Origin of the sequence: Nostoc sp., from assembly GCF_036917755.1 — a bacterium.
Taxonomy (GTDB): Bacteria; Cyanobacteriota; Cyanobacteriia; order Cyanobacteriales; family Nostocaceae; genus Nostoc.
This window is the reverse complement of sequence record NZ_JBALFC010000123.1, coordinates 1-24,389: the sequence shown is the minus strand read 5'-3', so window position 1 is coordinate 24,389 and position 24,389 is coordinate 1. Positions and strand designations below refer to the sequence as shown.

27 protein-coding genes and 1 pseudogene are annotated in these 24,389 nt (G+C 41.2%); 14 read left to right on the top strand and 14 right to left on the bottom strand.

Features of this window, described 5'->3' with window-relative positions:
• Positions 1-518: 518 nt before the first annotated feature.
• Together V7L05_RS27455 and V7L05_RS27450 are read right to left on the bottom strand one after the other, a co-directional pair.
• A complete protein-coding gene (locus tag V7L05_RS27455) occupies positions 519-1,151 on the bottom strand; it encodes a hypothetical protein (protein ID WP_335168876.1) in 633 nt (210 codons plus the stop codon).
• 12 nt (positions 1,152-1,163) lie between these two features.
• Positions 1,164-2,123 carry a D-2-hydroxyacid dehydrogenase gene (locus V7L05_RS27450; RefSeq protein ID WP_335168874.1) on the bottom strand — a complete coding sequence of 320 codons (960 nt, stop codon included), beginning with the start codon at positions 2,121-2,123 and terminating at the stop codon, positions 1,164-1,166.
• Between the two features lie 696 nt (positions 2,124-2,819).
• On the opposite strand from V7L05_RS27450, the gene V7L05_RS27445 reads away from it, so the two are divergent.
• Both V7L05_RS27445 and V7L05_RS27440 read left to right on the top strand, forming a co-directional pair.
• A complete protein-coding gene (locus tag V7L05_RS27445) occupies positions 2,820-3,923 on the top strand; it encodes a sulfonate ABC transporter substrate-binding protein (RefSeq protein WP_335168872.1) in 1,104 nt (367 codons plus the stop codon).
• A gap of 70 nt (positions 3,924-3,993) precedes the next feature.
• Complete coding sequence (locus V7L05_RS27440) at positions 3,994-4,152, top strand: hypothetical protein (protein ID WP_335168870.1); 159 nt, start codon at positions 3,994-3,996, stop codon at positions 4,150-4,152.
• Positions 4,153-4,221: 69 nt separating this feature from the next.
• Here V7L05_RS27440 and V7L05_RS27435 read toward each other — a convergent pair whose 3' ends face one another.
• Entirely contained in the window at positions 4,222-4,977 is a 756-nt protein-coding gene (locus tag V7L05_RS27435) for a dienelactone hydrolase family protein (protein ID WP_335168868.1), read from the bottom strand.
• Between the two features lie 129 nt (positions 4,978-5,106).
• On the opposite strand from V7L05_RS27435, the gene V7L05_RS27430 reads away from it, so the two are divergent.
• On the top strand, positions 5,107-5,487 hold the full coding sequence (locus tag V7L05_RS27430) for a VOC family protein (protein WP_335168866.1): 381 nt from the start codon (positions 5,107-5,109) through the stop codon (positions 5,485-5,487).
• A 71-nt stretch (positions 5,488-5,558) separates the two neighbouring features.
• Here the strand turns inward: V7L05_RS27430 and V7L05_RS27425 are convergent, their stop codons facing one another.
• Together V7L05_RS27425 and V7L05_RS27420 are read right to left on the bottom strand one after the other, a co-directional pair.
• Positions 5,559-7,139 (bottom strand): hydantoinase B/oxoprolinase family protein, encoded by a 1,581-nt coding sequence (locus tag V7L05_RS27425; RefSeq protein WP_335168864.1) that lies wholly within the window; start codon positions 7,137-7,139, stop codon positions 5,559-5,561.
• Positions 7,140-7,482: 343 nt separating this feature from the next.
• On the bottom strand, positions 7,483-8,295 hold the full coding sequence (locus tag V7L05_RS27420) for an alpha/beta fold hydrolase (protein WP_335168862.1): 813 nt from the start codon (positions 8,293-8,295) through the stop codon (positions 7,483-7,485).
• Positions 8,296-8,761: 466 nt separating this feature from the next.
• On the opposite strand from V7L05_RS27420, the gene V7L05_RS27415 reads away from it, so the two are divergent.
• Entirely contained in the window at positions 8,762-9,031 is a 270-nt protein-coding gene (locus V7L05_RS27415; RefSeq protein WP_335168860.1) for a hypothetical protein, read from the top strand.
• A gap of 59 nt (positions 9,032-9,090) precedes the next feature.
• Here V7L05_RS27415 and V7L05_RS27410 read toward each other — a convergent pair whose 3' ends face one another.
• The 4 genes from V7L05_RS27410 to V7L05_RS27395 form a co-directional block, all read right to left on the bottom strand.
• Entirely contained in the window at positions 9,091-10,359 is a 1,269-nt protein-coding gene (locus tag V7L05_RS27410; RefSeq protein WP_335168859.1) for an MFS transporter, read from the bottom strand.
• Positions 10,325-10,798, bottom strand: a complete 474-nt coding sequence (locus tag V7L05_RS27405; RefSeq protein ID WP_335168857.1) for a MarR family winged helix-turn-helix transcriptional regulator — start codon at positions 10,796-10,798, stop codon at positions 10,325-10,327. Before V7L05_RS27405 ends, V7L05_RS27410 begins: the two co-directional genes overlap by 35 nt.
• Before the next feature lie 223 nt (positions 10,799-11,021).
• Positions 11,022-11,876, bottom strand: coding sequence for an ABC transporter permease (locus V7L05_RS27400; protein WP_335168855.1), 855 nt, complete (start codon positions 11,874-11,876; stop codon positions 11,022-11,024).
• The gene (locus V7L05_RS27395; protein WP_335168854.1) at positions 11,833-12,684 is read right to left on the bottom strand and encodes an ABC transporter ATP-binding protein; all 852 of its coding nucleotides are present in this window, start codon (positions 12,682-12,684) and stop codon (positions 11,833-11,835) included. The genes V7L05_RS27400 and V7L05_RS27395 overlap by 44 nt, the downstream gene beginning before the upstream one ends.
• 208 nt (positions 12,685-12,892) lie before the next feature.
• Between V7L05_RS27395 and V7L05_RS27390 the strand changes: the two genes are divergently transcribed.
• Both V7L05_RS27390 and V7L05_RS27385 read left to right on the top strand, forming a co-directional pair.
• Positions 12,893-13,081 (top strand): DUF6888 family protein, encoded by a 189-nt coding sequence (locus tag V7L05_RS27390; protein ID WP_335168853.1) that lies wholly within the window; start codon positions 12,893-12,895, stop codon positions 13,079-13,081.
• On the top strand, positions 13,068-13,322 hold the full coding sequence (locus V7L05_RS27385) for a DUF6887 family protein (protein WP_335168851.1): 255 nt from the start codon (positions 13,068-13,070) through the stop codon (positions 13,320-13,322). Before V7L05_RS27390 ends, V7L05_RS27385 begins: the two co-directional genes overlap by 14 nt.
• A gap of 39 nt (positions 13,323-13,361) precedes the next feature.
• On the opposite strand, the gene V7L05_RS27380 is transcribed toward V7L05_RS27385, so the two are convergent.
• On the bottom strand, positions 13,362-13,583 hold the full coding sequence (locus V7L05_RS27380; protein ID WP_335168849.1) for a DUF3368 domain-containing protein: 222 nt from the start codon (positions 13,581-13,583) through the stop codon (positions 13,362-13,364).
• Positions 13,584-13,643: 60 nt separating this feature from the next.
• Between V7L05_RS27380 and V7L05_RS27375 the strand changes: the two genes are divergently transcribed.
• Complete coding sequence (locus V7L05_RS27375) at positions 13,644-13,829, top strand: hypothetical protein (RefSeq protein ID WP_335168848.1); 186 nt, start codon at positions 13,644-13,646, stop codon at positions 13,827-13,829.
• A 191-nt stretch (positions 13,830-14,020) separates the two neighbouring features.
• Here V7L05_RS27375 and V7L05_RS27370 read toward each other — a convergent pair whose 3' ends face one another.
• The gene (locus tag V7L05_RS27370; protein WP_335168846.1) at positions 14,021-14,710 is read right to left on the bottom strand and encodes a class I SAM-dependent methyltransferase; all 690 of its coding nucleotides are present in this window, start codon (positions 14,708-14,710) and stop codon (positions 14,021-14,023) included.
• A 364-nt stretch (positions 14,711-15,074) separates the two neighbouring features.
• On the opposite strand from V7L05_RS27370, the gene V7L05_RS27365 reads away from it, so the two are divergent.
• The 7 genes from V7L05_RS27365 to V7L05_RS27335 all read left to right on the top strand — a co-directional run bounded on the left by V7L05_RS27365 (position 15,075) and on the right by V7L05_RS27335 (position 21,669).
• Positions 15,075-16,154, top strand: coding sequence for a sulfonate ABC transporter substrate-binding protein (locus V7L05_RS27365; protein WP_335168844.1), 1,080 nt, complete (start codon positions 15,075-15,077; stop codon positions 16,152-16,154).
• 12 nt (positions 16,155-16,166) lie between these two features.
• A complete protein-coding gene (locus tag V7L05_RS27360) occupies positions 16,167-16,901 on the top strand; it encodes a class I SAM-dependent methyltransferase (RefSeq protein WP_335168842.1) in 735 nt (244 codons plus the stop codon).
• 32 nt (positions 16,902-16,933) lie between these two features.
• Entirely contained in the window at positions 16,934-17,362 is a 429-nt protein-coding gene (locus V7L05_RS27355) for a hypothetical protein (RefSeq protein WP_335168840.1), read from the top strand.
• A 243-nt stretch (positions 17,363-17,605) separates the two neighbouring features.
• Positions 17,606-18,325 carry a pyridoxine 5'-phosphate synthase gene (locus tag V7L05_RS27350; RefSeq protein WP_335168838.1) on the top strand — a complete coding sequence of 240 codons (720 nt, stop codon included), beginning with the start codon at positions 17,606-17,608 and terminating at the stop codon, positions 18,323-18,325.
• A 144-nt stretch (positions 18,326-18,469) separates the two neighbouring features.
• A complete protein-coding gene (locus V7L05_RS27345; protein WP_335168877.1) occupies positions 18,470-19,015 on the top strand; it encodes a protein-tyrosine phosphatase family protein in 546 nt (181 codons plus the stop codon).
• Between the two features lie 531 nt (positions 19,016-19,546).
• Positions 19,547-20,596 carry an aliphatic sulfonate ABC transporter substrate-binding protein gene (locus V7L05_RS27340; protein ID WP_335168837.1) on the top strand — a complete coding sequence of 350 codons (1,050 nt, stop codon included), beginning with the start codon at positions 19,547-19,549 and terminating at the stop codon, positions 20,594-20,596.
• A gap of 44 nt (positions 20,597-20,640) precedes the next feature.
• The gene (locus V7L05_RS27335) at positions 20,641-21,669 is read left to right on the top strand and encodes an aliphatic sulfonate ABC transporter substrate-binding protein (RefSeq protein ID WP_335168835.1); all 1,029 of its coding nucleotides are present in this window, start codon (positions 20,641-20,643) and stop codon (positions 21,667-21,669) included.
• 791 nt (positions 21,670-22,460) lie between these two features.
• Here the strand turns inward: V7L05_RS27335 and V7L05_RS27330 are convergent.
• The 3 genes and pseudogenes from V7L05_RS27330 to V7L05_RS27320 form a co-directional block, all read right to left on the bottom strand.
• Entirely contained in the window at positions 22,461-22,625 is a 165-nt protein-coding gene (locus tag V7L05_RS27330) for a CopG family transcriptional regulator (protein ID WP_334945073.1), read from the bottom strand.
• A 450-nt stretch (positions 22,626-23,075) separates the two neighbouring features.
• Positions 23,076-23,987, bottom strand: a pseudogene (locus tag V7L05_RS27325) (IS630 family transposase); the annotation flags it as partial.
• Between the two features lie 144 nt (positions 23,988-24,131).
• On the bottom strand, positions 24,132-24,389 hold a 258-nt coding region (locus V7L05_RS27320), incomplete at its 5' end, for a tetratricopeptide repeat protein (RefSeq protein ID WP_335168833.1).

Below are 24,389 nucleotides of genomic sequence, written 5' to 3'. Positions count from 1 at the left end.
ATATCTTGTTTGAGATGGTAATACCAGGTAAAGCAATCATAAAGCTTCTTTGGAGAGTATAATCTGGCATACCTCAAACTATACAATAATTCTCAGGAGCAACGTGATTTTGTGAAGTCGGGCAAAAAAGGTGCGATGCCTACGGCGGGCTACGCCTACCCTTCGGGAGCAGCGATAATCACAAAGTTACCACTCAAAATATCTTTTCCTACAAACACCCCAAAGGAAAAACAGACTTTAGGGACTTCCAAATAAAAAAATATCCCAAAACTGGCGCAAAAATCCTCTCTATTTCTCTTCTCTCTGTGTTCTCTGCGTCTGGAGTGGTTCGTTTTTTTCGATAATTTATTTCTTGGAAGTCCCTTATACGAATGGCACTAAGAAAAGCCCAAATGCTTGTGTCGCCTCGTTAAGAGCCTCCAGGCTCTGAATGTATTCCGAGAAGTTCTATCTCTGGTCAAAAAAGAGGAGGCGGCAGCCCTCCCAGCATGGGCTGTATTTTTTAGTGCCATTCGACTTTATGGTGCATTGGAGTAACCAGAGCGAAAAGACTGGATACTTTGTTGCTCTGGATTATACTTATTTCTTAAAATGCTTCCAATATCATTTCCCATAACATGAATTGAGATGGATGGTGCAAATACCGTAGTGGCTTTCACAGAGTGAATATCTCCATCGGGAGGCAACAATTGGTAAATTTCACCGCGTTTGATTTTATACAAACGAACAATCTCTAATTGAGCAAATCCTTCTAATTCACCATTATCTAGGCGATGGTACACAGTTTCTTCTTGTTTGCCTTGATACAACCCGACAAGTCCCCAAGATAAATGGTCGTGGATAGCGGTAATGGAATTAGGAGGAATCACTAAACTAAAAATAGTTAGCTCTTGAGAACGATACAGCAACCATTGTCCGATACCGCCGCCTAAACCACTGTCAGGGTTTGGTTGAGCAAAATGTTCTGGTAGCCAATCCTGTCTCTGGAGTAGGGCAGCAAAATAGGGTTCAAGGAGATTGAGGGTTTTTGTGCGATTACAATTTGTGCTAGCAATAATTTCTTTGGCAGTAGCCACAAACTCAGATAATTCAGGACTATCAACAAACCATTGGTCTGTTTCTGAGGGTTCGAGAGTAGTTGTGTGAGGCATAAAATAAATGAATTAATAACCTACTGTTTGATCTACGATGTTACGCAGAGGTTTATCTTGGCGATAGCGGGTAAAATTATCCAGAAAAAGTGCAAGCGATCGCTCCTTAACTCTGGGAGAATTACCAGAACAGTGGGGTGTAATAAAAACGTTGGGCAAAGACCACAATGGACTTTCTGCTGGTAGTGGCTCTGTAAACACTGTGTCTAAAGCAGCTCCCGCAATTTCACCATCCTGTAATGCTTTGACTAGTGCAAATTCATCTACAATTGCACCACGAGCAATATTAATTAAATAAGCACTGGGACGCATCAAATGCAGTACCTCAGCATCAATCATGCCTTTAGTTTCCCACGTCAGAGGCGTGGCAATCACAACATAGTCGGCTTCACCCAAAAGTGCTTCCCATTCATCTGCACCAACTACTTTGTCAAAGTTAGGTAGTGGTTGCGGGTGACGACGACTCCCAAAAATCCGCATCCCAAAAGCTTTAGCACGGGACGCAATTTCTTGCCCAATTCCACCTGCACCAATAATTAATAAGGTTTTATCTAGCAATTCTTGAATTGGCAGACCTTTTTGCCAATGGTGTTGAGTCTGTTGTTGGTGTAATTTGGGTAGTTGCTTGGCATGAAACAGCATATAGGCAATGACGAATTCGGCAATGGGAATCGCGTGAACTCCCGCACCGTTAGTCAAAATCAGGTTACGTTCTATATATTTGGGTGTAAGGATGGGTGTAAGGATGTGATTTACACCCGCATTTGGTGCATGATGCCAACGCAATTGCGGCGCAGATTCTAAAACTCGATGCAATGCTGTTGGTTTCAGGTAAAACCAGCTAAAGTAAACCTCGGCATCTTTAGCATCACCATCAAAGTTACCTTCGCTGTCCACACGCACAACTACTATGTCATCAGGTAGATGAGCCTCAAGTTCTGTGGCTACGTCTGTTGGTAGAATAATTTTCAAAGCTGACAACTCCCTTCACGTCGCTTTGTCGTAAATTTTCAGTGGTGCATCTAAGCATTTCGTTGCAGACATTATTTTTGCAACTTAGTGCTTAGCTCAAAAAACCAAAGCCTTCAGTAGCAATGATGACTCCATGCGATAAACTACGCCCCACGTAGGCGATGGGCTACGGTGGGGCGTAGTTTATCGCAGTTCATACTTAATACTGTTTGTCGGTCGAATTACAGTAGTTTGCATATAAAAAAAGCTTCGCACACTTTTTTTAGAAAATCAAGGGCTATCTTAATAAAACTTAAAACTAACTAATGAAACAAAATTGTAAGTAATAGTAAAAACTTACCGAGCAACAAAAACCTCACTTGAGAAAATCGAACAAAAAAACTCAAAACTATAGCAATCTTAGTAAGATACTTCACTTTTACTGATTTACTGTGATTAGAATCCAAAAATCGGTATAATACCAGATTTTTCGGAGATAAGCAACTAAACTTTCCGATTTAAATTGTAACAGTAAACACCGATTTAGTAAAGTTTTTATGGGATGTTACCATCTTATCAAGAAGATAATACACTAATTTGACCGGATTACCGTAAATTATGGTAAAATACGAATTTAGCTGAATTATCATTACTTGTTCTAAAAATACTGTCAATCGAACAGATTAGTATTTCACCCGAAAAAAGAGGTAAAACTTAATGTTGAAATTTTTATTTCAGCGCCTAATAATCTATTGGCAAAAATGGGTTATTTTCAGATTTGCCAATCCAAGGCGATTCTTATCTATTGTCCCGATAAAATTTACTGGGGCATTTATTACTGGCTTATGCGTCAGCTTGCTATTTGCTGCTTGTACAGTAAATATTCCAACTAATACTACAACTGTATCTGCCAATAATTCCACTCAAACCAAAGCATCAGTAGTCAGAATAGGCTATCAAAAATCCACAATTCTCCTAAAAAATAAAGGGCTTTTAGAAAAGCGATTACAACCTGAAGGTGTATCTGTCGAATGGATTGAATTTCCGGCTGGGCCACAGCTTTTAGAAGCCATCAATGTTGGCAGTATTGACTTAGGAAATACTGGAGAATCGCCACCAATTTTTGCCCAAGCAGGAGGTACTGCAATTACATATATCGCCGGAATTGCCCCAAGTCCTGCTGGTTCAGCAATTCTTGTTTCCAAAAATTATGCCATCAAAACAGTCAACGATCTCAAAGGTAAAAAGATTGCTTTCCAAAAAGGTTCTAGCGCCCATTATCTGCTTGTGCAAATTTTAGAAAAGTATGGTTTGAAATATAGTGATATTCAACCTATATATTTACAACCAGCCGATGCTCGTGCTGCCTTTGTCAGAGGTAGTATTGATGCTTGGTCAATTTGGGACCCATTTTACGCAGCAGCCGAGAAATCTGCCAATGCTCGTGTATTAATTGATGGTACAGGAATTAATAAACAAGGAGGATATTACCTTGCCAGCCAAAAATTTGCTAGCCAACAGCCAGAAATTATTAAGACATTGCTAGAAGAAATTCAAAATTTTGAACAATGGTCTGATCAACATCGAGATGAAGTAGCTGCAAGTCTCTCCTCCATTTTGGGCATTGATTTAGAAACAATGCAAAAAAGTACTAATAGAAGAAAGTTTGGACTTATACCAATTTCTCAAGAATTAATTACTCTTCAGCAGCAAGTTGCTGATAAATTCTATGAACTTAAATTGATTCCCAAAGAAATTAACGTCAAAGAAGCGATGCTTACACCTGAGCAATATGCAGCTTTTTCACCCAAAACTAAATAATTAGTAGTTTGTAATTAAGCCTTTGCTTAACACCAGAATAAAGAACTCCACCCACTCTTGGGCATGGGGCATGGGGCATGGGGCATGGGGCATGGCGAAGAAGTTGCTTTCTTCCTACCTAATGCCCCAAGCGAGGGGGGGAGCAACCTCGACCACCCACGAGGGGATGGAGTTTCCCGCCGATTTCAATAAAATGCCTGTGCTTCTGCAAGGGTTTGTTGGGCGGTAAAAATTACCTCTGTTGTTTGCGCGGCGAGATCACTTGTTCGCGGAGGGTCGCGCAGAGAGTATTTGAGATTTAGACTGTTTGCAGTTGGAGGTTTTTTTGGAATAGTTTTAAGACTTGTTGCCAAGCGTCGGCGGCGGCTTCGGGATTGTAGCTGGCGCGATGGTTGCAGAAAAAGCCATGTTCTGCACCCTCATAGCGGAAGATTTTATGAGGAATTTGATATTTCTTTAATTCGGCTTCAATTTGTTCTGTGTGTTCTAGTGGGATGCCTTTATCTTCTGTACCAAAGAAGGCGTAAATGGGGGTTTTAATCTCCGAAGTATGGGTGATAGTTGGTTGACCACCACCGGGTGTAGAGTTGGTAATTCCGCCACCGTAGAAGGAAGCTGTAACTTTAATGTCTGGCAAAGTGGCTGCTAAGTACACAACATGACCACCAAAGCAGAAACCAATAGAACCGATCGCATCTTTCTGTACATTTGGTAGAGTTTGCAAATAGGCGATCGCCGCTTGAATATCGCTCAATATTTCCTCGGCTGTGGTCTGTTCTTTATAGGTTCTACCACGCTGGATATCTTCTGGAGTATATTTAGCCTCGAAACCGGGAGCAGTGCGCTGATAAAGTGCGGGAGCGATCGCTACATATCCCTCCTTAGCAAACTTCTCAGCAACTTCCCGAATATGAATATTTACCCCAAAGATTTCCTGAATCACAATAACGGCGGGGAAAGTTCCCGCTTTTGCAGGTTCAGCTAAGTAAGCATCAATTTGCAAATCACCGTTTGGGACTTTAACTTGAGTTGTGCGAATTCCTGTGCTTGTCATTTTAGGATTTAGCCTACAATGTCGTTGAGAGTTGATTGTTGTTGATATTTATCGATATACTACGGTAAACACGTTAACTTACCGTATTTTATAAAAGCATCATTCCACAACCAAGTAAGAAAAACAAGTATGGAGGAAATAAAAGTGTGGCTCACAGCAATCGATCATATTCAGGTGACATCACCACCGGAAGTAGAAAACGCGATGCTGTTTTTTTACAGCCAAATTTTGGGACTCACTGAAATTATTAAACCAGAGGCTGTCCAAGCTAATGGAGGCGCATGGTATGTGCTGGGGGATATTCAAATCCACGTCGGTATAGAGAAGCCGGCTAATAACGAAGTATCTAGGCGACATATATGTTTCCGGGTTCACAACTTAGAAGCATTTGCCAAACATCTCCAAGCATATAAGGTAGAAATTATTAGCGATCGCCCCCTAAGCGGATACAATCGCTTTTTTATCCGCGATCCTGGTGGTAATCGCATAGAAATAGCAGAATTTATCTAACACAAATCAGACTCTTGACTTTTAAATAAAATGCGTGAAACTAATCTTGATTGCTAGGGTCAATCTAAAATCTAAAATCTAAAATCCAAAATTGTGTGACCAAATCCGCCTCCTCCAGGAGTTTCTATCACAAAAACATCCCCAGATTTCATCTCTACTGTTGCTGTGCTGTCTAAATTCTCTTCAATTCCATTCTCACGTTGTATCCAGTTGCGTCCGACAATTCCGGCTTCCCCACCATTTAATCCAAAGGGAGGGACAACCCGATGACTAGAGAGAATATTAGCTGTCATCGGTTCTAGAAAACGGATGCGGCGGACAACTCCATTACCACCGGAATATTTTCCTTCACCACCGCTATCGGGACGAAGACTAAAGCTTTCTAAAAGTACCGGATAACGGGTTTCTAAAACTTCTGGATCGGTCAAGCGGGAGTTGGTCATGTGAGAATGAACCCCATCAGTTCCATCAAAATCAATTCCTGCTCCAGAGCCACCGCAGATAGTTTCATAATATTGATATTGCTCATTACCAAAAGTAAAATTATTCATCGTTCCTTGAGAAGCAGCCATCACACCCAAAGCGCCATATAAAGCATCAACAATAGTTTGAGAAGTTTCGACATTACCCGCAACTACTGCTGCGGGATAAATTGGATTCAGCATACACCCAACAGGTATAATAATTTCTAGAGGGTTAAGACACCCGGCATTCAGAGGAATATGATCATCAACCAAAGTCCGAAAGACATATAAGACTGCTGCTTGAGTTACCGCTTTCGGAGCATTAAAATTACTATTTAGTTGCCCAGATGTGCCAGTAAAATCAATGGTAGCACTACGACTTTCTTGGTGAATTGTCACTTTAACTTGAATTATCGCCCCATTATCCATTTCATAAACAAATGAGCCATCTTTGAGAAGATTGATAACCTTTCTCACTGACTCTTCAGCATTAGCTTGCACAAATTTCATATAACTTTGGACAGTTTCAAGCCCGTATTGTAAAGCCATTTTACGGAGTTCTTGAACTCCCCGTTCATTTGCGGCAATTTGTGCTTTTAAATCAGCGATATTTTGCTCAGGGTTACGCGCAGGATAAGTATGATTTGAGAGGTGCTGTCTGACTGCGGTTTCTCGAAAATTTCCCTCTTCAACTAAGAGAAAATTATCAAAAATAATTCCTTCTTCTTCTACTGTGGTACTGTGGGGAGGCATTGAACCAGGAGTAATTCCACCGATATCGGCTTGATGTCCACGAGAAGCGACGTAGAAAATGGGAGTAAGAGGTGTAGTATTTTCCTCACTTTTCAGAAATACAGGGGTAATTGCAGTGACATCAGGAAGGTGGGTTCCGCCATTATAGGGATTATTAGATAAATAGACATTTCCTGGTTTTAGAGTGTTGCCTTGATCATTAATTAAGCTGCGGACACTTTCACTCATTGAGCCTAAATGTACAGGAATGTGGGGAGCATTAGCGACTAATAATCCCGATGAGTCAAAAATAGCACAGGAAAAATCTAGCCTCTCTTTGATATTCACTGATGTGGCCGTGTTTTGTAACACAATTCCCATTTGTTCGGCGATAAATTGATAGAGATTTTTGAATATTTCCAAGCGGACGGGATCAGGTTGAGTTGTTGTGTACATTTTTGATTTCTGTTTGTTTAGGGACTTCCAAGAAGTAAATTATTTAAGGAAACGAACCACAGAGACAAGGCAGTGCGTTGGGCGGGTTCCCCGACTTGAAGCAACTGCCGCGCAGAGAACACAGAGAGAAGAGAAATAGAGAGGATTTTTGCGTCAGTTTTGGGATATTTTTTTACAGCAGATTTCAGGTTGGTGAAGTACACAAGCTAAGTCTCAAAGTCAGGTATAAAGCCTGTTTTACTTCTGAATTCTGACTCCTTAATTCTGAATTCTGCTGTATTTGGAATATTTTGCACCCTCGTTCCCACGCTCATTTGGTACTGAAATCAGTCTATGGAAGATATCACATAGTGTAAGTTGGCTTCGATTTCCGCAAGAAGTTAAGCATAGCTGAAACCACAGCATCCGGCGACTCAATTAAGAAGCCATGACCACCACGGTCGAGGACTAAAAGTTCAGCGTTGGGAATGCCTTGAGCAAGTTGTTGAGAAAACTTTAGCGGGGTGAGAATATCTTGTTTACCAACTAGAACTAGGGTAGGACAATGAATTTGTTGAAGGCGGTCTGTTGTGTCAAAGTCAAGCATGGCTCGGCTGTGATGATAGAGTGAATGAGTCGCAGGCAAGAAAGGATATTTGATTGCAAATTCGATCAGACCTTCGATCATTCCAGGAATTGAGTAGAACGTATCTGTAAATATCCACGGTAATACGACTTTTTCATAAAGTTTCAAGTCTACATTACCGCAGAGGTCGCCCCAAGTCTCAATAATGCTGTTGAATAATGCATCACCCTTTGCCAACGATGAAAGTAGCATCAGACTTTGTACCTTTTGAGGATGTGCTAACACTAGCTCTTGGGCTATCTGACCACCCATTGAATGACCTGCTAGATGCACCTTATCGATCGCAATATGATCAAGCAATGCTGCAACGTCACTAGCCATCTGTTTGAGACTATAGGGACTTTCGGGAGCAGAACTTTGCCCCATACCTCGGTTGTCCAAGCGAATAACTTGATAGTGCGAAGTCAGCGATCGCATAATCAGCGACCAATAGGCATGATCGCAAAGGAAGCCAGCTATTAATAGCAATGGCTCACCGCTTCCTTTAATATCGTAGAACAAATCAATTCCGTTAATCTGAACCTTGGGCATAGTCAATAATTCTGCTAAAGCTTATTTTTAAGCAGGGATAGACCAAGCTCATGTGTGTCAATTTAACGTTAAAAGAGCGGTTAGTACAGCTTTGCGTAAAATCGTGGCGAATTGAGGGTTTAAATTTTAACGCATAGGCGCTTTGCTTGTTTTATTGCAGATTGCCACGCCGCTCCTGTTCCTGCTCAATTGCCTCATCTGTCGTAGGGGCACAGCAATGCTTATACGTGTCAACTTAACGTGAAAGCCAGTCTATAAGCAGCTTTTAAGATTGTCTCGTTCCCAGTCGGAGACTGGGAATGCATTCCGAGAGGCTCCGCCTCAAGACTTGCGGCAGAGCCGCAACGAGCAGCATTTCCAGCCAGAGGCTGGAAACGAGGTTTGAAAAGGGTTTTGGCTTAAGTTGACACCAATGAGCAATGCTGTGCCCCTACCCGCGTGGTCTATTTAACTGAAAATAGCTGTAATGAAGTTTTTCTCATTCCCATGCAAAGCATTGTCAGCCGATGCAATGGCATTGTCAGCCAATACAATGGCATTGTCAATCGATGTAATGGCATTGTCAGCTGATGCAATGGCATTGTCAGTCGATGCAATGGCATTGTTAGCCGATGCAATGGCATTGTTAGCCGATGCAATGGCATTGTTAGCCGATGCAATGGCGAAGAATAAGTTGCACATCGAGTCAGATTCATCGCAACTACCCAAGCCGGATAGAAAGACTACATCTGACTAGATATAACTATGTTTTAAGTAAAGTTTTTTAATTACGAATTACGAATTACGAATTACGAATTATTTATACTCCTGCAAAGCCCCTAACTTGCGAATTACTGGCCAAATCATCGCCGTAGCAATCACTACTACAATTGTGCCAATTCCACCACCTACAACCGAAATCACTGGGCCAAACAAGGCAGCAGTCAAGCCTGACTCAAAGCCCCCCAATTCATTTGAGGCACTAATAAACACGCTATTAATAGCAGCAACCCGACCACGCAAATGATCCGGTGTTCTGATTTGAACTAATGTATGGCGAATCACAACGCTAATACTATCTAGTGCGCCACCCAGGATCAGCATTAACATAGACAGCCAAAAGGAACGAGAAAGTCCAAAGATAATTGTCACAACCCCAAAGCCAACCACTGACCACAATAAGGCTGGGCCTGCTTTGCGTAACGGTGGTAAATACACCAGGGTAATACCCATACTCAAAGCACCGATGGAGTGAGCTGCCTGTAGATATCCTAACTCCACTGGCCCGACATGTAAAATATCTTTGGCAAAAATAGGAAGGAGCGCGATCGCACCACCCAACAATACAGCAAACATATCCAATGTAATTGCTGCTAAAATTAACTGATTCTGCCAAACAAATTTAGCACCAGCTGACAGGGCTTTGAGTGAGATTGGCTCAGTTGTGCGAATACCTTTTTGCTCTTTGATCGCAAGTGTTAAAATAAAACATAGCAAGGCAGCGATCGCAGCTAGCACATAAACTCCTGTAGCACTTCCCAGCAGTGCAATTCCAAATCCTCCAAAGGCTGGCCCGATAACTGCGGCTAATTGAAAGCTACTACTATTCCAGGTGGCTGCATTGGTAAAAGCGCTGACAGGTATCAACTGCCACATGAAGGCATCACTGGCAGGTTTGAGGAAAGCCCTAGCGACACCTGTTAATACCAAGCAGGCGTAAATTAGAAAAACTGCACCCTTAGTGTAGGAAAGTACACCCAAAGCTAGGGAGCAGAGAGCTAGCAACATTACCGACAGTAAAATGATCAGTTTGCGATCGCGGCGATCGGCCACATGTCCGACAATCAAGGTGAGAGCAATCATCGGTAAGACTTGCGCCAGCCCCACGCCACCTAAAGCGATCGCTGAGTCAGTCCGCTCATAGAGTTCCCAGCCGATGGCTACAGTTTGCATTTGCGATCCCACAAACAGCAGCAGCCGTCCAATGGTAAATAGCCGATAGTCTCGAAACTTCAGGGCTGCAAAGGGATCGTGCTGTGCAACCTCAGAGTTATGGGGATTTGAGTTCTGTTTGCTCGAAGACATTTTTTAGTAGAGTTAAGCCTTCTTCAATGTTGGAAATTTGCTCTTCTGTAAGACCTTTCAGCAGGTCGGTAATATGAGCGCGAGTTTGATCTTGGGATTGCTTGAGATGATGCCTTCCCTCTTCAGTGAGATTGAGCAGCACCCGCCGCCGCTCTTGAGGATGATCGCAGCGTTTGACGAAATCGCGTTGAACTAAGCGTTCTATGGTTGCTGACGCCGTGGCAGAGGTGACACCTAAATGCTCTGCTAGCTCAGATAATGAAGCTCCAGGATTGCGGTTGATAAATGCTAGCGATCGCAACTGAGGTATAGATAAAAAAGCAGCGCTGTGGGCACGCATATCCGCTCGGATAAACCGCATCACTAATGGAACTGTTTCCATTACCCTAGCGGCACATTCTTCGGAAGTTGCACCTTTGGTAGGTTTATCCAAGGTCATGGGCTTGTTGTTCTCCTGATTACATTGCCATCTGTGGATAAAGTCGTCCAACCATGATGGTTAAGATTATTAACCTTAATAAGAGAATTGTACAATCCAGACCAAAGCCATAGATGCTAATACAACACAGCGTAAATAAACCACCAATTCCAAATCAATCAACCGCTTACGCTGTATACCTGTTTGAATTTTGAATTTTGAATTTTGAATTCCGCCTTGCGGATTACATTCCTACCCGTGGATAAAGTCGTCCACCGATGATCGTCAAAACTGTTACTGCTAATGAGAGAATTGCCAAATCCCAACCAAAGCCATAGACGCTGATTCCATCCGCTAGCATGGCGCTGCGTAAAGCGTCAACCTGATAAGTTAAGGGATTTAAGTGGGAAATAATCTTTAACCAGCCGGGCATCATTGAGATCGGATAAATAGCATTGCTGGCAAAAAATAACGGCATGGTTAACATTTGTCCAATTCCGGTCATCCGCTCTCTGGTTTTTGCCAAACAGCCAATAATTAATGAAAAAAGACAAAAGCAAGCCGCCCCCAGCATCACTACCAGTAGCACTTGTAGAAAAGCTAGAGGATGGAGATTTAATTTTACACCTAAGAAAAAAGCCAATACATAAATTACTGCTACCTGGGATAAGCACCGGACTCCACATGCTAGAGCTTTGCCCAAGACCATTGCTACACGGGGTGTAGGACTAGCAAGAAATTTATGTACAATCCCTAAATCTCGCTCCCAAATTAGTGTCATTCCACCAGTGAAAATGGCCACATTCAACACGCTTTGAGCGAGAATGCCAGCAGCCATAAAGTCTAAATATGGTAAGTTCCCTGTATGAATTTCGTGAAGTTTAGAGAACACTTGCCCAAAAATCAGCAACCATAATGACGGTTGCACCGATCTAACTACTAAATCAGTGGGATCGTGGCGGAGTTTACGCACTTCCAATTCTGCGATCGCTAGAGTTTTCGTAACTAGCTCTTTAATTGCAGAGATAATATTTCCTCGGTGAGTAGCTGGGCTTTTAACCCAACCGTTGAGCAGTACGTCTGGTTCTTGCTGTGTCACGGTAGTTGACTCCTGATGTTAACTGGTCGCCTGTATAGTGAATAAAGACATCATCCAAAGTTGCGTTTGGTTTATCTAAAGAAGCTTTTAAGTCACTCGGTGCGCCTGTAATTACGACTTCACCTTGCTGCATAATCGCCACGCGGTTACATAAGCTATCTGCTTCTTCTAAAAAGTGGGTTGTTAAAAATATAGTTGTGCCGTAATCAGCACAGAGTTGCTGTACAAGCTGCCATACTTGAGTTCGAGCGATCGGATCTAGTCCGACAGTCGGCTCATCAAGAAACAAAATTTGGGGTTGATGTAGAACTGATACGCCGATTTCCAGCTTGCGGATCATCCCACCAGAGTAGTTTCGTACCAAGCGCTTCGCCGCATCTTGCAAACCCATGTATTCTAGAATCTCATAGATGCGGCGATCGCGTCCTTTGGCAGGTATTCCATACAGCTTGGCAAAAATTAACAGATTTTCGTAACCCGTAAGGCTACCATCAGCAGAGAGCGCCTGGGGGACATAGCCAATCGCCCGTCTCACAGGATTAGATTCACGAGTCACATCATAGCCAGCTAAGGTTGCTGTTCCTGCACTGGGAGGCAGTAAAGTTGTCAACATCTTAATAACTGTACTTTTACCTGCCCCATTCGGCCCAAGCAGCCCAAATACTTCACCCTGTTCCACAGATATGCTCAGGTTATTAACAGCCGTTAACTTCCCAAAACGGCGTGTGAGTCCCTGAGTTTCCAAAATCAGCCCTCTTGGTTCGCTAGGAGATTCTAACCGATTTATTTTTCCCGTCAGTATAGTCACAAGTTTGATGCACTTCCATTAATTAGTTAAACTAACTATTAGTTTCTCAACATATTGGTTGGAAGTCAATAGACTTCTGGCATAAATTTGAATCAGAGTAAAAGGAAACTCAGTAGAGTGGCGGCGAAGTTATTGATGGGCGAAGTATCACTGACAAATTAAGCGCAAAGACTTGCTAAGATAGCCAATAGGTGAGGAAATGTTCAGAATGCCTACTGCTGCCCAGGTAGAGAGTCTATACCGCATCACCTATCAACCGACCTATGTTATGCTTCAGCCCATACATCTAGTTTGTGTTGATAATCGCACTCGCAATGTGTATTTATTAGCTGGTTATAGCGAAGAACTGGAGTTTCAAATTCTACCCAACGCGGAGTTTGCTGATGAGCCGCGTTAACTATGATGCAATGTCTAATGCCGAGTTGAGAGAGTATTTTCTCAAACATCGTAAAGATGAAACAGCATTTCAGGCGTACTTAAACAGAATTAACCAACGTCCACTCAGAATTATTGCATCTCTCAACGACCCTGATTTTGATGAAAAGGTTCAGATAGCTATTCGTCAAAAGTTAGAAGCTGCAAGAAATGCTAGCAACCAGGCTTCTAACACAGTATTGGAGCCGAAAGACCAAGATTGATCTGTGAAATTGATTTGCATTATTGTAGAATATCAAAAATTAATTTTCATCAACAAGCTGCAAAACCCTCTTGTATAAAGGTTGCGCCACCCAGAATCCTGCTTGGTTAATCAGAGCATCTAACAAAGGTTTCACAGCAGAAATCAGCCTTTGACTTTTAGCTTCAACCAAGATCCCTAAAATCCCTGTGTAACTGAGATTTACCCTAGCCGCAACCATGCGACAGCGATTATTATGAAGACATAGATGATGATTTTCCATATACTCGTGTTTTAAACTGTTATGCTGAACTAGGCGCTGACATCTCAGCTACAGTGTCAGATGATTCACTTGAGTTTACCAACATTGAAGCAATCTATCCTATCTAACTTTAGGAAGCGATCGCCTATGCTAATTTTGAGAGCGATCGCTCTGGTCGCACTTATGAATCTGTCGGTTTACGCCCAGAGCAAATTATGGTGTTACATTTTGAGCCAGCATCCCCTGATTCAGTACGATCAATGGTGACAGCATAAGTAGTTGTGCTTAGAGCGATGCCTACGGCTGGCTACGCCTAGGCAGGTTTATCAGATATTCTGAAATAAAATCATATCTATAAACCTTCCGCAAAATATCCGATTATGGCGATAATTCCTGTCTTCTTTACGAGACGCCCAAGGGACGTAGCGGGGTATAGCCCATTACGAATTACCAATTATTTAAATCTTTCTCCCATGTGCATAGATAAAATAGTTATCTGTCACCTTCACGTCAATCTGAAAACCTGTTTTATTTAGCTGTTCTTGAAGTTCATCAGGCTGATAAAAAATTTTGACAATCTGAAATTCTTGACCATCATTTAACTTCCGGCTTTTATATATGTTTCCGTCGTCTTTAAGAATATGATTGTTAGCCGTCGACGTCGGTTCAAAGCGAGAGTCAATGATAAATACTTGTCCACCAACGCGAACAGATTGATAGACTTTCGTCAAAAATGAATCAAGTAATTTTGGCGGCACATGAGACAGCCAAAAGGCAAAAAATACTAAATCATATTCAGTGTCAGGTTGCCATGTAAATAAATCTATGAGGTGATATTCAACACTCAGTGAATTTAACTTCGAGCGATTAATTGTAATCACTTCTTGGGAGGCATCGATCGCAGTAATTTTTTTACCGATAGTTAAAAGCTCCTGCGTCCAGATACCTGTTCCACAGGCTAACTCTAAAATATCATCCACCACGCCAATTTGGTGTAATGTATTTTTGATCACAGCTATTTCATTAAACCAGCGCTGGTTGTTTTCGGTACCGCGATCGTAGCGTCCTTTCCTATAGAACCACTGATCATATTCGTTGGCTCTAGCGCGATAGTAATCAATCTGTTGTTGAAGAATATTATCTGTCATGGTGTGCTTTCTGATCCGATTGAATTTAGATTTGACATTGCTATAGGACTCCTATTTGATTTTTGAAAAAACTCATTCAGTACACCCCGAAAAGGCTTCTTCCCTATTCCCCACTCCCCACTCCCTACTCCCTGTCTACGCAAATAAGTATGGCTACGCCACGCTGCGCGAACAAGAATCAAATCGGATTGCTATATGACTTTTAGGGAGAATTTTTTCTTAAGTGAATAAACTTGCATTTCAGCTTGAATTATGTGATATTTTTATGATTCCATAATAATACGGTAAATCAATAAACTTGTCGGAGTTATACCGGAGGTTTGCTGAAGTCTGATAGTTATTTATCCCTGAAAGCAGAGTAAAGATGTTGACTAAGTTCTCTCCAAGTCGATTTTTGGGTATTGCGATCGCCTTCCTCCAGAGGTTCCAACAACAAAGAATCCGCACCTTTTCGCTACTGTTTGCAGTGGGACTTGGCTTAACTTTGGCTGTCTCTGCTTGTTCTCCAAGCGCAAGCAACAACTCTGGCACACCGCAGACAACCCAAACCCCCAGTCCAGCAGCTAGCAGTACTACAGTTCGCATAGGTTATCAGAAAGCATCAACTGTCCTCTATGCGCTGAAGGCGAGAGGGGAATTAGAGAAAGCTTTCGCAGCTTCAGGCTCTTCTGTAACTTGGTCAGAATTTCCTGCTGGTCCCCCACTCCTAGAGGCATTGAATGCAGGTAGTATTGATTTTGGCTATACCGGAGAATCACCACCTATATTTGCTCAAGCTGGGGGGATTCCTTTAGTCTATGTTGCCTACGATCCTTGGAGTCCCAAGGCTGAAGCCATCCTGGTGCCTAAGGATTCACCTATTAAAAGTGTGGCTGAACTCAAGGGTAAAAAAATTGCTTTTGCCAAAGGTTCTAATGCTAACTACCTATTGGTGAAAGCACTGCAAAAGGCAGGGGTACAGTACAGTGACATCCAACGAGTAACTCTCACTCCTGCCGATGCTCGTGCTGTCTTTGAGGGAAAAAAGGTTGATGCTTGGGCAATTTGGGACCCTTACTTAGCCGCAGCACAAGCAGCAACAGGCGCACGTACTTTAGCAGACGCGACGGGATTAGCTCCCAATCGTGGTTATTATCTGGCTGCAAAATCTTTTGTTGATGCCAAGCCGGATGCCTTGAAAATAGTTCTCGATCAGGTGAAGAAAGTTAGTGACTGGGCAAAGAATAATCCTAGTGAAGTTGCTAAATTTCTTTCCCCTGCTTTGGGTATAGATGCTCCTGTGTTAGAAATAGCAGAAAAGCGGCGTGAATATGATGTACTTCCGCTCACAGATGAAGTGATTACTAAACAACAAGAGGTTGCAGATACCTTCTACAAAATTAAATTGATCCCGAAAGAAATCAAAGTTAAGGAAATCGTTTGGCAAGGCAAATTGAATAAATAACTGAGTTGTAATATGAAAGAGTGGTACAAGGACGATCTCGCGTATATCCATGATGTCGGTTATAGTAATTACGCTCTCAAATCTGCTCCCGGCATTATAGAAATTCTGAATCGGAGCGGAATACGGGACGGGCTAGTGGTAGATTTAGGGTGTGGAAGTGGATTATCAGCGCAAGAACTCACGAAGGCTAATTATCGTGTTCTCGGAATTGATATCTCTCAGTCAATGATTGAAATTGCTCGCAAAAGAGTGCCAGATGCAGAGTTCCGAGTCGAATCATTTTTCAAAGCTGAGATTTCACCGTGTCATGCTGTGATATCGATCAGTGAATGCTTTAATTACTTGTTTGATCCAGATCCCGAACGTCAAAGGTTGGTTGATCTGTTTGACCGCATATACAACGCTTTAGTTTCTGGAGGTGTCTTAATTTTCGACATTGCAGAGCCAGGACAGATTGCACCGGAAATCACAACTAAGGGATTCAATGAAGGAGACGATTGGATAGTACTCGTCGAAAAAAATGAGGATCAAAAGCAGGGGATACTCACCCGTCGAATTATTACCTTTCGTAAAGTGGGAGAACACTACAGACGGGATGATGAAGTACATCATCAGCAGTTATATGAAGCGACAGATATTGCAGAAAAACTTCGTCAAGTTGGTTTCCAAATTGAGATCGTGCGTAGTTATGGTCAGTACAATCTGCCAAAAGCTCATGCAGCATTCATTGCCCGTAAATCAGTATGAGACGCCAACAAAATGTGCGCGAGTAATGTATAATGAAATATTTATTATGGGATTTTGAGAATACACTAGGTTATCGTCAGGGAATGTGGAGTGGAACTTTACATTCAATATTAGAAAGTAATGGAATCCAAAATATAAAGCTAGAGGATATTCGACCATTTCTCAACATTGGCTTTACTTGGCACTCCCCTGATACTCCCCATAGCATATTTTTGAATGGCAAAACATGGTGGGAGTATATGAATGAATATTTTGTAGAAGTCTATGAGAAAGTAGGAATAGGTAAAAACGATGCTACAAGATTTGCTTTGCAAGTACAAAATGAATACAAAAATATCAGGAAATGGCATATATATAAGGATGTAACATCTACATTAAAATCTGCCTTGAATAACGATTATCAAAATGTAATTTTATCAAATCATATACCCGAAAGTAGCAAAAAAATCATCCAATCTTAATTTGTAGGATGCATTATGCCTCTACCTAACGCACCATAATAGATTAGATTTCGAGTAATATAGGACTCCTATTTTATTTTTGAAGAACTTATAAGTACTAATGGAAAAAGCTTATTCCCTACTCCCCACTCGCTATTCCCTACTCCCAGCCTAGGCAAGTCAGTTCAATAATCAAAGCGGATTACTATATCTAAAAAAATAAGTAGTTTAAAACGACACTAAGAATCGACTAAATTTTTTAAGATGACCAATCTCAGCGTTAACCTTAACAAAGTCGCTTTACTCAGAAATGCTCGAAATTTTGGTAGACCGAGTGTAATCGAAGCGGCTTCTACCTGCATTAAAGCTGGAGCACAAGGAATCACAGTTCACCCACGCCCAGACCAACGACATATCAAGCCCGAAGATGTGGATGCACTGGCGCAAATATTGACTGTTGAGTTCAACATAGAAGGTAATCCTTCACCTCAATTTTTAGAGATAGTCCGAAAAATCAAACCAACGCAGTGTACCTTAGTTCCCGATGCACCAGATGCTTTCACATCAGATCATGGATGGGATCTGGCTACAGATGGCTCTTGGCTCAGGCCAATCATTCGAGAGCTAAAAGACCTCGGAGTTCGAGTCAGCCTGTTTATGGATACTGACTTAACTCAAATTAAACGTGCTAAAGAGATTGGAGCCGATCGCATTGAGTTATATACAGAACCTTATGCTACAGCTTTTCGTAATGGCAATGTAGAATCTGTATTCCAAGACTACCAAAAAGCAACACAAAAGGCTCAGGAAATTGGTTTAGAAGTGAACGCAGGGCATGATTTAAATCTGCAAAACTTAGAAAAGTTCTGTTCAATTTCTGGCATACTTGAAGTGTCTATTGGTCATGCGCTGATTGCCGATGCTTTGGAGATGGGACTATCTACTGCTGTGCAAGAGTATTTAAAAATCCTATCTTTAAACTAGATTAAAAAACTTTTCACTATAAGTGAATACACCATGTATTTTACCGCCTGAATGCTCCGGCAAAGTATTCTAAATTAATCAAAAAATAACTATTTTATGGCTACAACGAGTAACTTCCAAGATTCAGAAGTCAGACAGTTAAAGATGTATAAGTTTGCCCCGGCTTGCGAGAATGAGCAAATAGTGTTTGGTGCTGCACGACCTGGATACAATAATAAGAAGCTTCAAGATTGGATAGAATTCATGAAGCGCCAAGATATCAAGCGAGTTTGCTGTCTTCTTCCAGATCAACAGCTAGCTTCTTACTCTGATCTTCTAGGCACATACAAACAGGAATTTGGTAATCGATTAGTTTGTTGGGCACCAATTGCAGATTTCCATCTATGTAATTTAGAAACCCTCACAGAGAAAATACTTCCTTTCTTAATAGAAGCAGATAAACAAAATGAGAAAGTCGTTGTACACTGCTCTGGTGGAATTGGACGTACTGGACATGTGTTAGCGGCATGGCTAGTTAGTGTCCGAGAATTATCAAATCAAGCCGCAATAAATGCTGTCAAGAGAACAGGTAGAAATCCTTATGAAGCTGCGATCGCTGCTGTCTTTAGAGGTAGAAATCCCTTGAAAGTTGTAAAAGAACTTGACGTACTTTTGAATGATTGCCGTCAAGCAGTGCATAAAGTATTTTAAGCTTGCATAATTAATTTTTAGCTCAAAAAGGATCTGCTGTGAAGGCTGCAATCAGACTAGCTAATGAAAGTGATGCCTTAAAAATGCTAGCAATTTATGCGCCAGTTGTCCGGGAAACTTCAATTTCCTTTGAAATAGAACCTCCCACTGAAACGGAATTTGAGGTGCGCATCCAGAATTATCAACCAATTTAACCCACGAAGGTGGGTAAAGTCTCGTGTAGCCGCGACTTCTAGTCGCCAGGGCTAGTAACAAATTAGACTTTTCAAACAACCTCTTAGAAGCGTGGCTGCATTTGCTGCTTGATTCTTGCACAGGTCTATGATATTATCCGTGCAATTGATTAATACAGTAATCCGATAGATTTACCGTAGATTAAAATCTGACCGAGATTATGCGCCATTTGCCAAGCTGCTTAATTAAATTTCTCAGCTACAACTTTCATTTCACTTTCCAGCTAATTGCCAGTAGCACAAAGGGCAGACATTCAGTATTGAAGAAACGAAAACATTAAAAAATTACTACTGCATTATGGTAGAAATATCGAGCAAATCTCACTTTAAGCTATTCAATTACTTTCTACTATTCTTAGTAGGTGGAGTATTCACCTTATCTACGACTTTAGTCAGTTGTAAAGCACCAAGTACACCAGAGAAAGCCGCTAACGCCTCTAATAGCAATAAGACAAAAGTCTTACACATGGGCTACATGACGGCTGGAGACTTACTCAAGATTAAAGGACTGTTAGAAAAACGTTTAACTCCACTGGGTATTTCTGTAGAGTGGTCAAAATTTGCTGCAGGACCCCAACTTCTGGAAGCGATGAATGTGGGAAGTGTAGATTTCGGCTTTGTCGGTGAAACTCCGCCTATCTTTGCTCAAGCGTCCGGCGTTCCTTTTGTTTATGTTGCTAGCAGCAAACCTGGGACTGGTCAGGAAACTGCTGTTGTAGTCGATAAAGACTCTCCAATCAAGACAATCGCTGACCTCAAAGGTAAAGGACTCGCCTTTCAAAGAGCTACTGCACAACAGTATTTCGTTCTGAAGGTTTTGGAAGAAGCAGGACTAAAACTTAGCGATATTAAACACATTAACCTCACACCATTAGAAACTCGTGCAGCATTTGAACGTAAAAGTGTTGATGCGGCTGTAATTGGCGACCCCCACCTCGCGCTATTTCAGAAAACTGGCAGTATTCGGATTATCCGAGATGGTAAGGGAATTACTACCCAAGGAGCCTACTGGTTAGGCTCGCGCAATTTCGTCAGAGATAATCCTGATGTAGTGAAAATCATTTTGGAAGAAGTCAACAACGTCGGCAAATGGGCTGAAGCTAACCCACATCAAGTAGCTGAACTGATTTCGCCCGAAGCAAAAATTGATGTTCCAACACTAGAACTAGTATCAAAGCGCAGGCGTTACACTTTAAGACCTCTTAGTGAAGAAGTTTTGTCAGGACAGCAGAAGATTGCTGATTTGTTCTATGAGCAAAAATTCATCACTAAGAAAATTAATGTTAAAGAAGCGACACTTTCCTCTGAACAATATGCTGCTTTGACCCCTTCGGTAGTTAAGCCTTGAGTATTTGCAGTAAACCTTAAACATCAGAAAATTGATAGCATATTATGGTAGCTAAAAAACGCAACTTTCTAATGTTATTAATGGCTGGAGTATTTTCTCTATCCACGACTCTAATTAGTTGTAAGACACCAAATACACCAGACAAAGCTGCCGTCGCCGCTTCTAATGGCATCAAGACGAAGGTGTTACGAATAGGGTATTTTACTGCTGCGGATATAACCAGAAATAGACAAGTTTTAGAGAAACGCTTGAATCCACTAGGTATTAATGTACAGTGGGCAAAATTTACCGCCGGGCCGCAACTTCTAGAAGCGATGAATGTCGGCAGTTTGGATGTCGGTGCTGTCGGTGAAACTCCACCCATCTTTGCTCAAGCAACTGGCATTCCTTTTGTTTTTATTGCTAGCACTAAACCTGCTACTGGTGAAGGAACTGCGATCGTAGTACATAAAGACTCCCCAATCAAGACTGTAGCTGATTTAAAAGGTAAGACTCTCGCTTTTCAAAGAGCTACTGCGAGTCAATACTTTGTGGTGAAGGCTTTGGAGGAAGTAGGGCTGAAGTTGAGTGATGTCAAATATCTAAATCTCATATCACCAGAAACTCGTGCAGCGTTTATTCGTAATAGTATTGATGCAGGTGTAATTAGTGATCCTCAACTTGCCGAGTTTCAGAGAACTGTGGGAGTTCGGATTCTCCGGGATGGTAAGGGGATTACGACCCAAGGAGGCTACTGGTTAGCTGCACGCAGTTTCGTGAAGGATAATCCGGAATTAGTGAAAATTATCCTCGAAGAAGTCAATAATGCAGGCAAATGGGCTGAGGCAAATCCACGAGACGTTGCCGAAATAATCGCGCGTGATGCCAAGCTAGATATTCCAACATTGGAAAAGGTAGTCAGGCGGCGGCGTTATACCTTAAGACCTATTAGTGATGAAATTCTGTCAGGGCAGCAGAAGATTTCTGACTTGTTCTATGAGCAAAAATTTATTACTAAGAAAATCAATGTTAAAGATGTGGCGCTTTCCCCTGAAGAATATGCTGCTTTGACCCCACCCGAAATCAAGCCTTAGAGGATGTTTTAAAAGTGGTGGCTGAGGTATCCAAAACTTTAGCTCCTCCTAACGGGACTTAAACATTTTTGAGGGATAAACAAGCCTCAAACCCATGCAGAGTAAGGGAAATACACCAAATGCTCAAAAACGGCTCAAACCCAGATATATCAATCAACCAAGCAAAACGATGTCAAAGTCTCTCTGTATATAGATTTGAGGCTTTTTTATGGGTGTTTTTTGTCTAAGTCCCACTAAATCCACACCACTTGCTTCAAGTCCGCAGAGCCGCCCAACGCACTGGCTCTCCTTAAAATAATTCGTAATTCATAATACTTCGGCTGCGCTCAGTACAAGTTCGTAATTAAGTTTTGTGACGAAGAGAAAGCCCAATTTATCAACAGCTTGGGCGATTTGCTGCATATAGGGATAAGTAGCTGGTCGCCTTAGACATAGGAGTGAAAAAGAATGTAGAGACGTAGCACTGCTACGTCTCTACAAGGGTTCTTGATAACGCATATTTAATTTCTAAACCATCCATATTGGGCATGGCTAAATCGAGCAGAATCACATCTGGATTGTGTTCAGTTGCTACTTACAGCAGAATTCAGGAGCGGAGCAAGGGAAGCTCCGCCGAAGCATCAGAATTGGTGAATTCAGAAGTAAAACACGCTTTATACCTGGCTTTGAGACGAATCGTTGTGTACTTCGCCTTCCTTGAAATCTGCTGTATATCCCGTGTTTGCAGGAAAATTGATAACTGTGAAACACTATATTTCACTCATAAATTCAGATGTGCTGACCCTGATTTACTAGGTTTCAGAGACTTTTTCATTTTGAGGACAAAGAGAGCGAATTAACTCCCGAATCACATCGGTTGCTGGTCTTCCTGTGATTGAACAGTATTGTTCAAGCTTCTGTGCCTCGCTTGATGTGAGATTGATTGTAAGTCGTTTAGCAGCCCATTTTTTATTCATGTATTAGAGAGACAAGCGATATTTTTAAACTACTTCTCTAATATCAATCATTTAAGCTGCTAAGACAATGGTATAACTAATGACATCTACTTCAAGTAATCATGAAGCTGGATATTATTTTTTATAAGCAATAGTCAAGAGGTAGGGTATATTCTCAAGTATGAAGTTTAGCTACTTTTAGGGCAGTAATTATAAGTAGAATGTAAAAGGAATATTAAAGTAAGTAAACACAAAATAAGTATTTTCACCAACTGTCATTAAACATCGATGTCGCCAAAGTGTTAGAGGATGTTTGTAATGTCTTGGTTTTCCATATTTTAAAACAGGAGTTTGAAACCATCTGACGGCAAGAGGAAATCTTTCAATACAACTGGATTCTTTCATCCCCCCTGCCTTAATTCAGTAACTGAATTATGTAAGATTATTAACAATTATTGTATCTGGTAGTAAAGAGTATAAACATTCATTTCTAATAAACTTCCAAAATCGCTCAATTAAATTTAGCTGTGGTGAATAAGAAGGTAAATAACATAACTGTATGCCCAATTGTTTCGCATAGTCTTGTACCAGTTTACACTTCTGGTATTTAGCATTATCTAAGACCAGAGTAATTGGAATATTTAAAACCAAATTAGATAATTTAAATAGCAATTGACAAATACTTTCTGAATTAATATAAGTTTCATTTGTTATTGTAATTATTTCTTTAGTGACTGCGTTAACTGCTCCCAAAACATTAAATCTTTTCCGACCAGAAGGTGAACATATAAATGTTCTTGCAAAACACCATAGAAATCCTAAGTATGCTCGATGTACAAAGTGCGCTGCGTCAACAAAGAAAACTGCTTTTTCTCCGCTCATAGCCTCATAAAGCAGTGGTTCTAGCGTTTCGACCCTATATTTTTTTACCTCTTCAATCTTTTTTTCTTCTACTGACTTTCCCGGCACATAACCCACCTTTAAGCAACGCAAACCAATTCTTTTTAAAAATTCTCTCACTTGTGTTGGACTGCGCTTAATACCAGTTAATTTTTCAATGGCATCACTCGCTTCTGCAACACTTGAAGCCGGGGATTTTTCCAAATATTCTTTCAAAATATCACTGTATTGATTTAACTCACTTGGTCGTCCTTTATATTCGATTTTTTTAAGTTCTTCTACCCCTCCCAATTGATATTGTTTAATATATATTGTTAGCGTTGTTTTCGATATTTTGCACAAATTATAAATGTCTTTATGTTTTATGCCCTGGCTTTTGAGATACAGAACTTCCATCTTTTTCTGTACTAATGGATGAGGATGGTGATATCTTTCATAATGCAGCTTATTAATGTCTTCTTGCGTAAAATCTATTCTCAACATCAGACTTTACCTTTTAATACCACCCTATTGATTATTTGTTTATACTACTTGTTTTTGCCGCTACATAAAAGTCCAATCTTTAACCGTTTTTAGTATAGCATCTTCTAGGCATCCTAAGTCATACAGCGTAATACCTCGGTTAAACTATGCTTGGTATTTGTTGGGTCTAATCTCCAAAGCTTTGTCATAACTGGCAAGTGCCTCTTCAGGCTGTTCCAAACATCCTAGTATAATCCCCTGGTTGAACCAGGCTTCATACAAATCTGGTTTAATTGCCAGAGCTTTGTCCAAGTTAGCGATCGCCTCTTCTAAGTACACGTCACCGCAAAAAGGGGTCGGAAATAGAGGAAAATATTTTTTGTAGGGTGGCAGGAGAAACCAGAATATGCAGGGACGTATCTC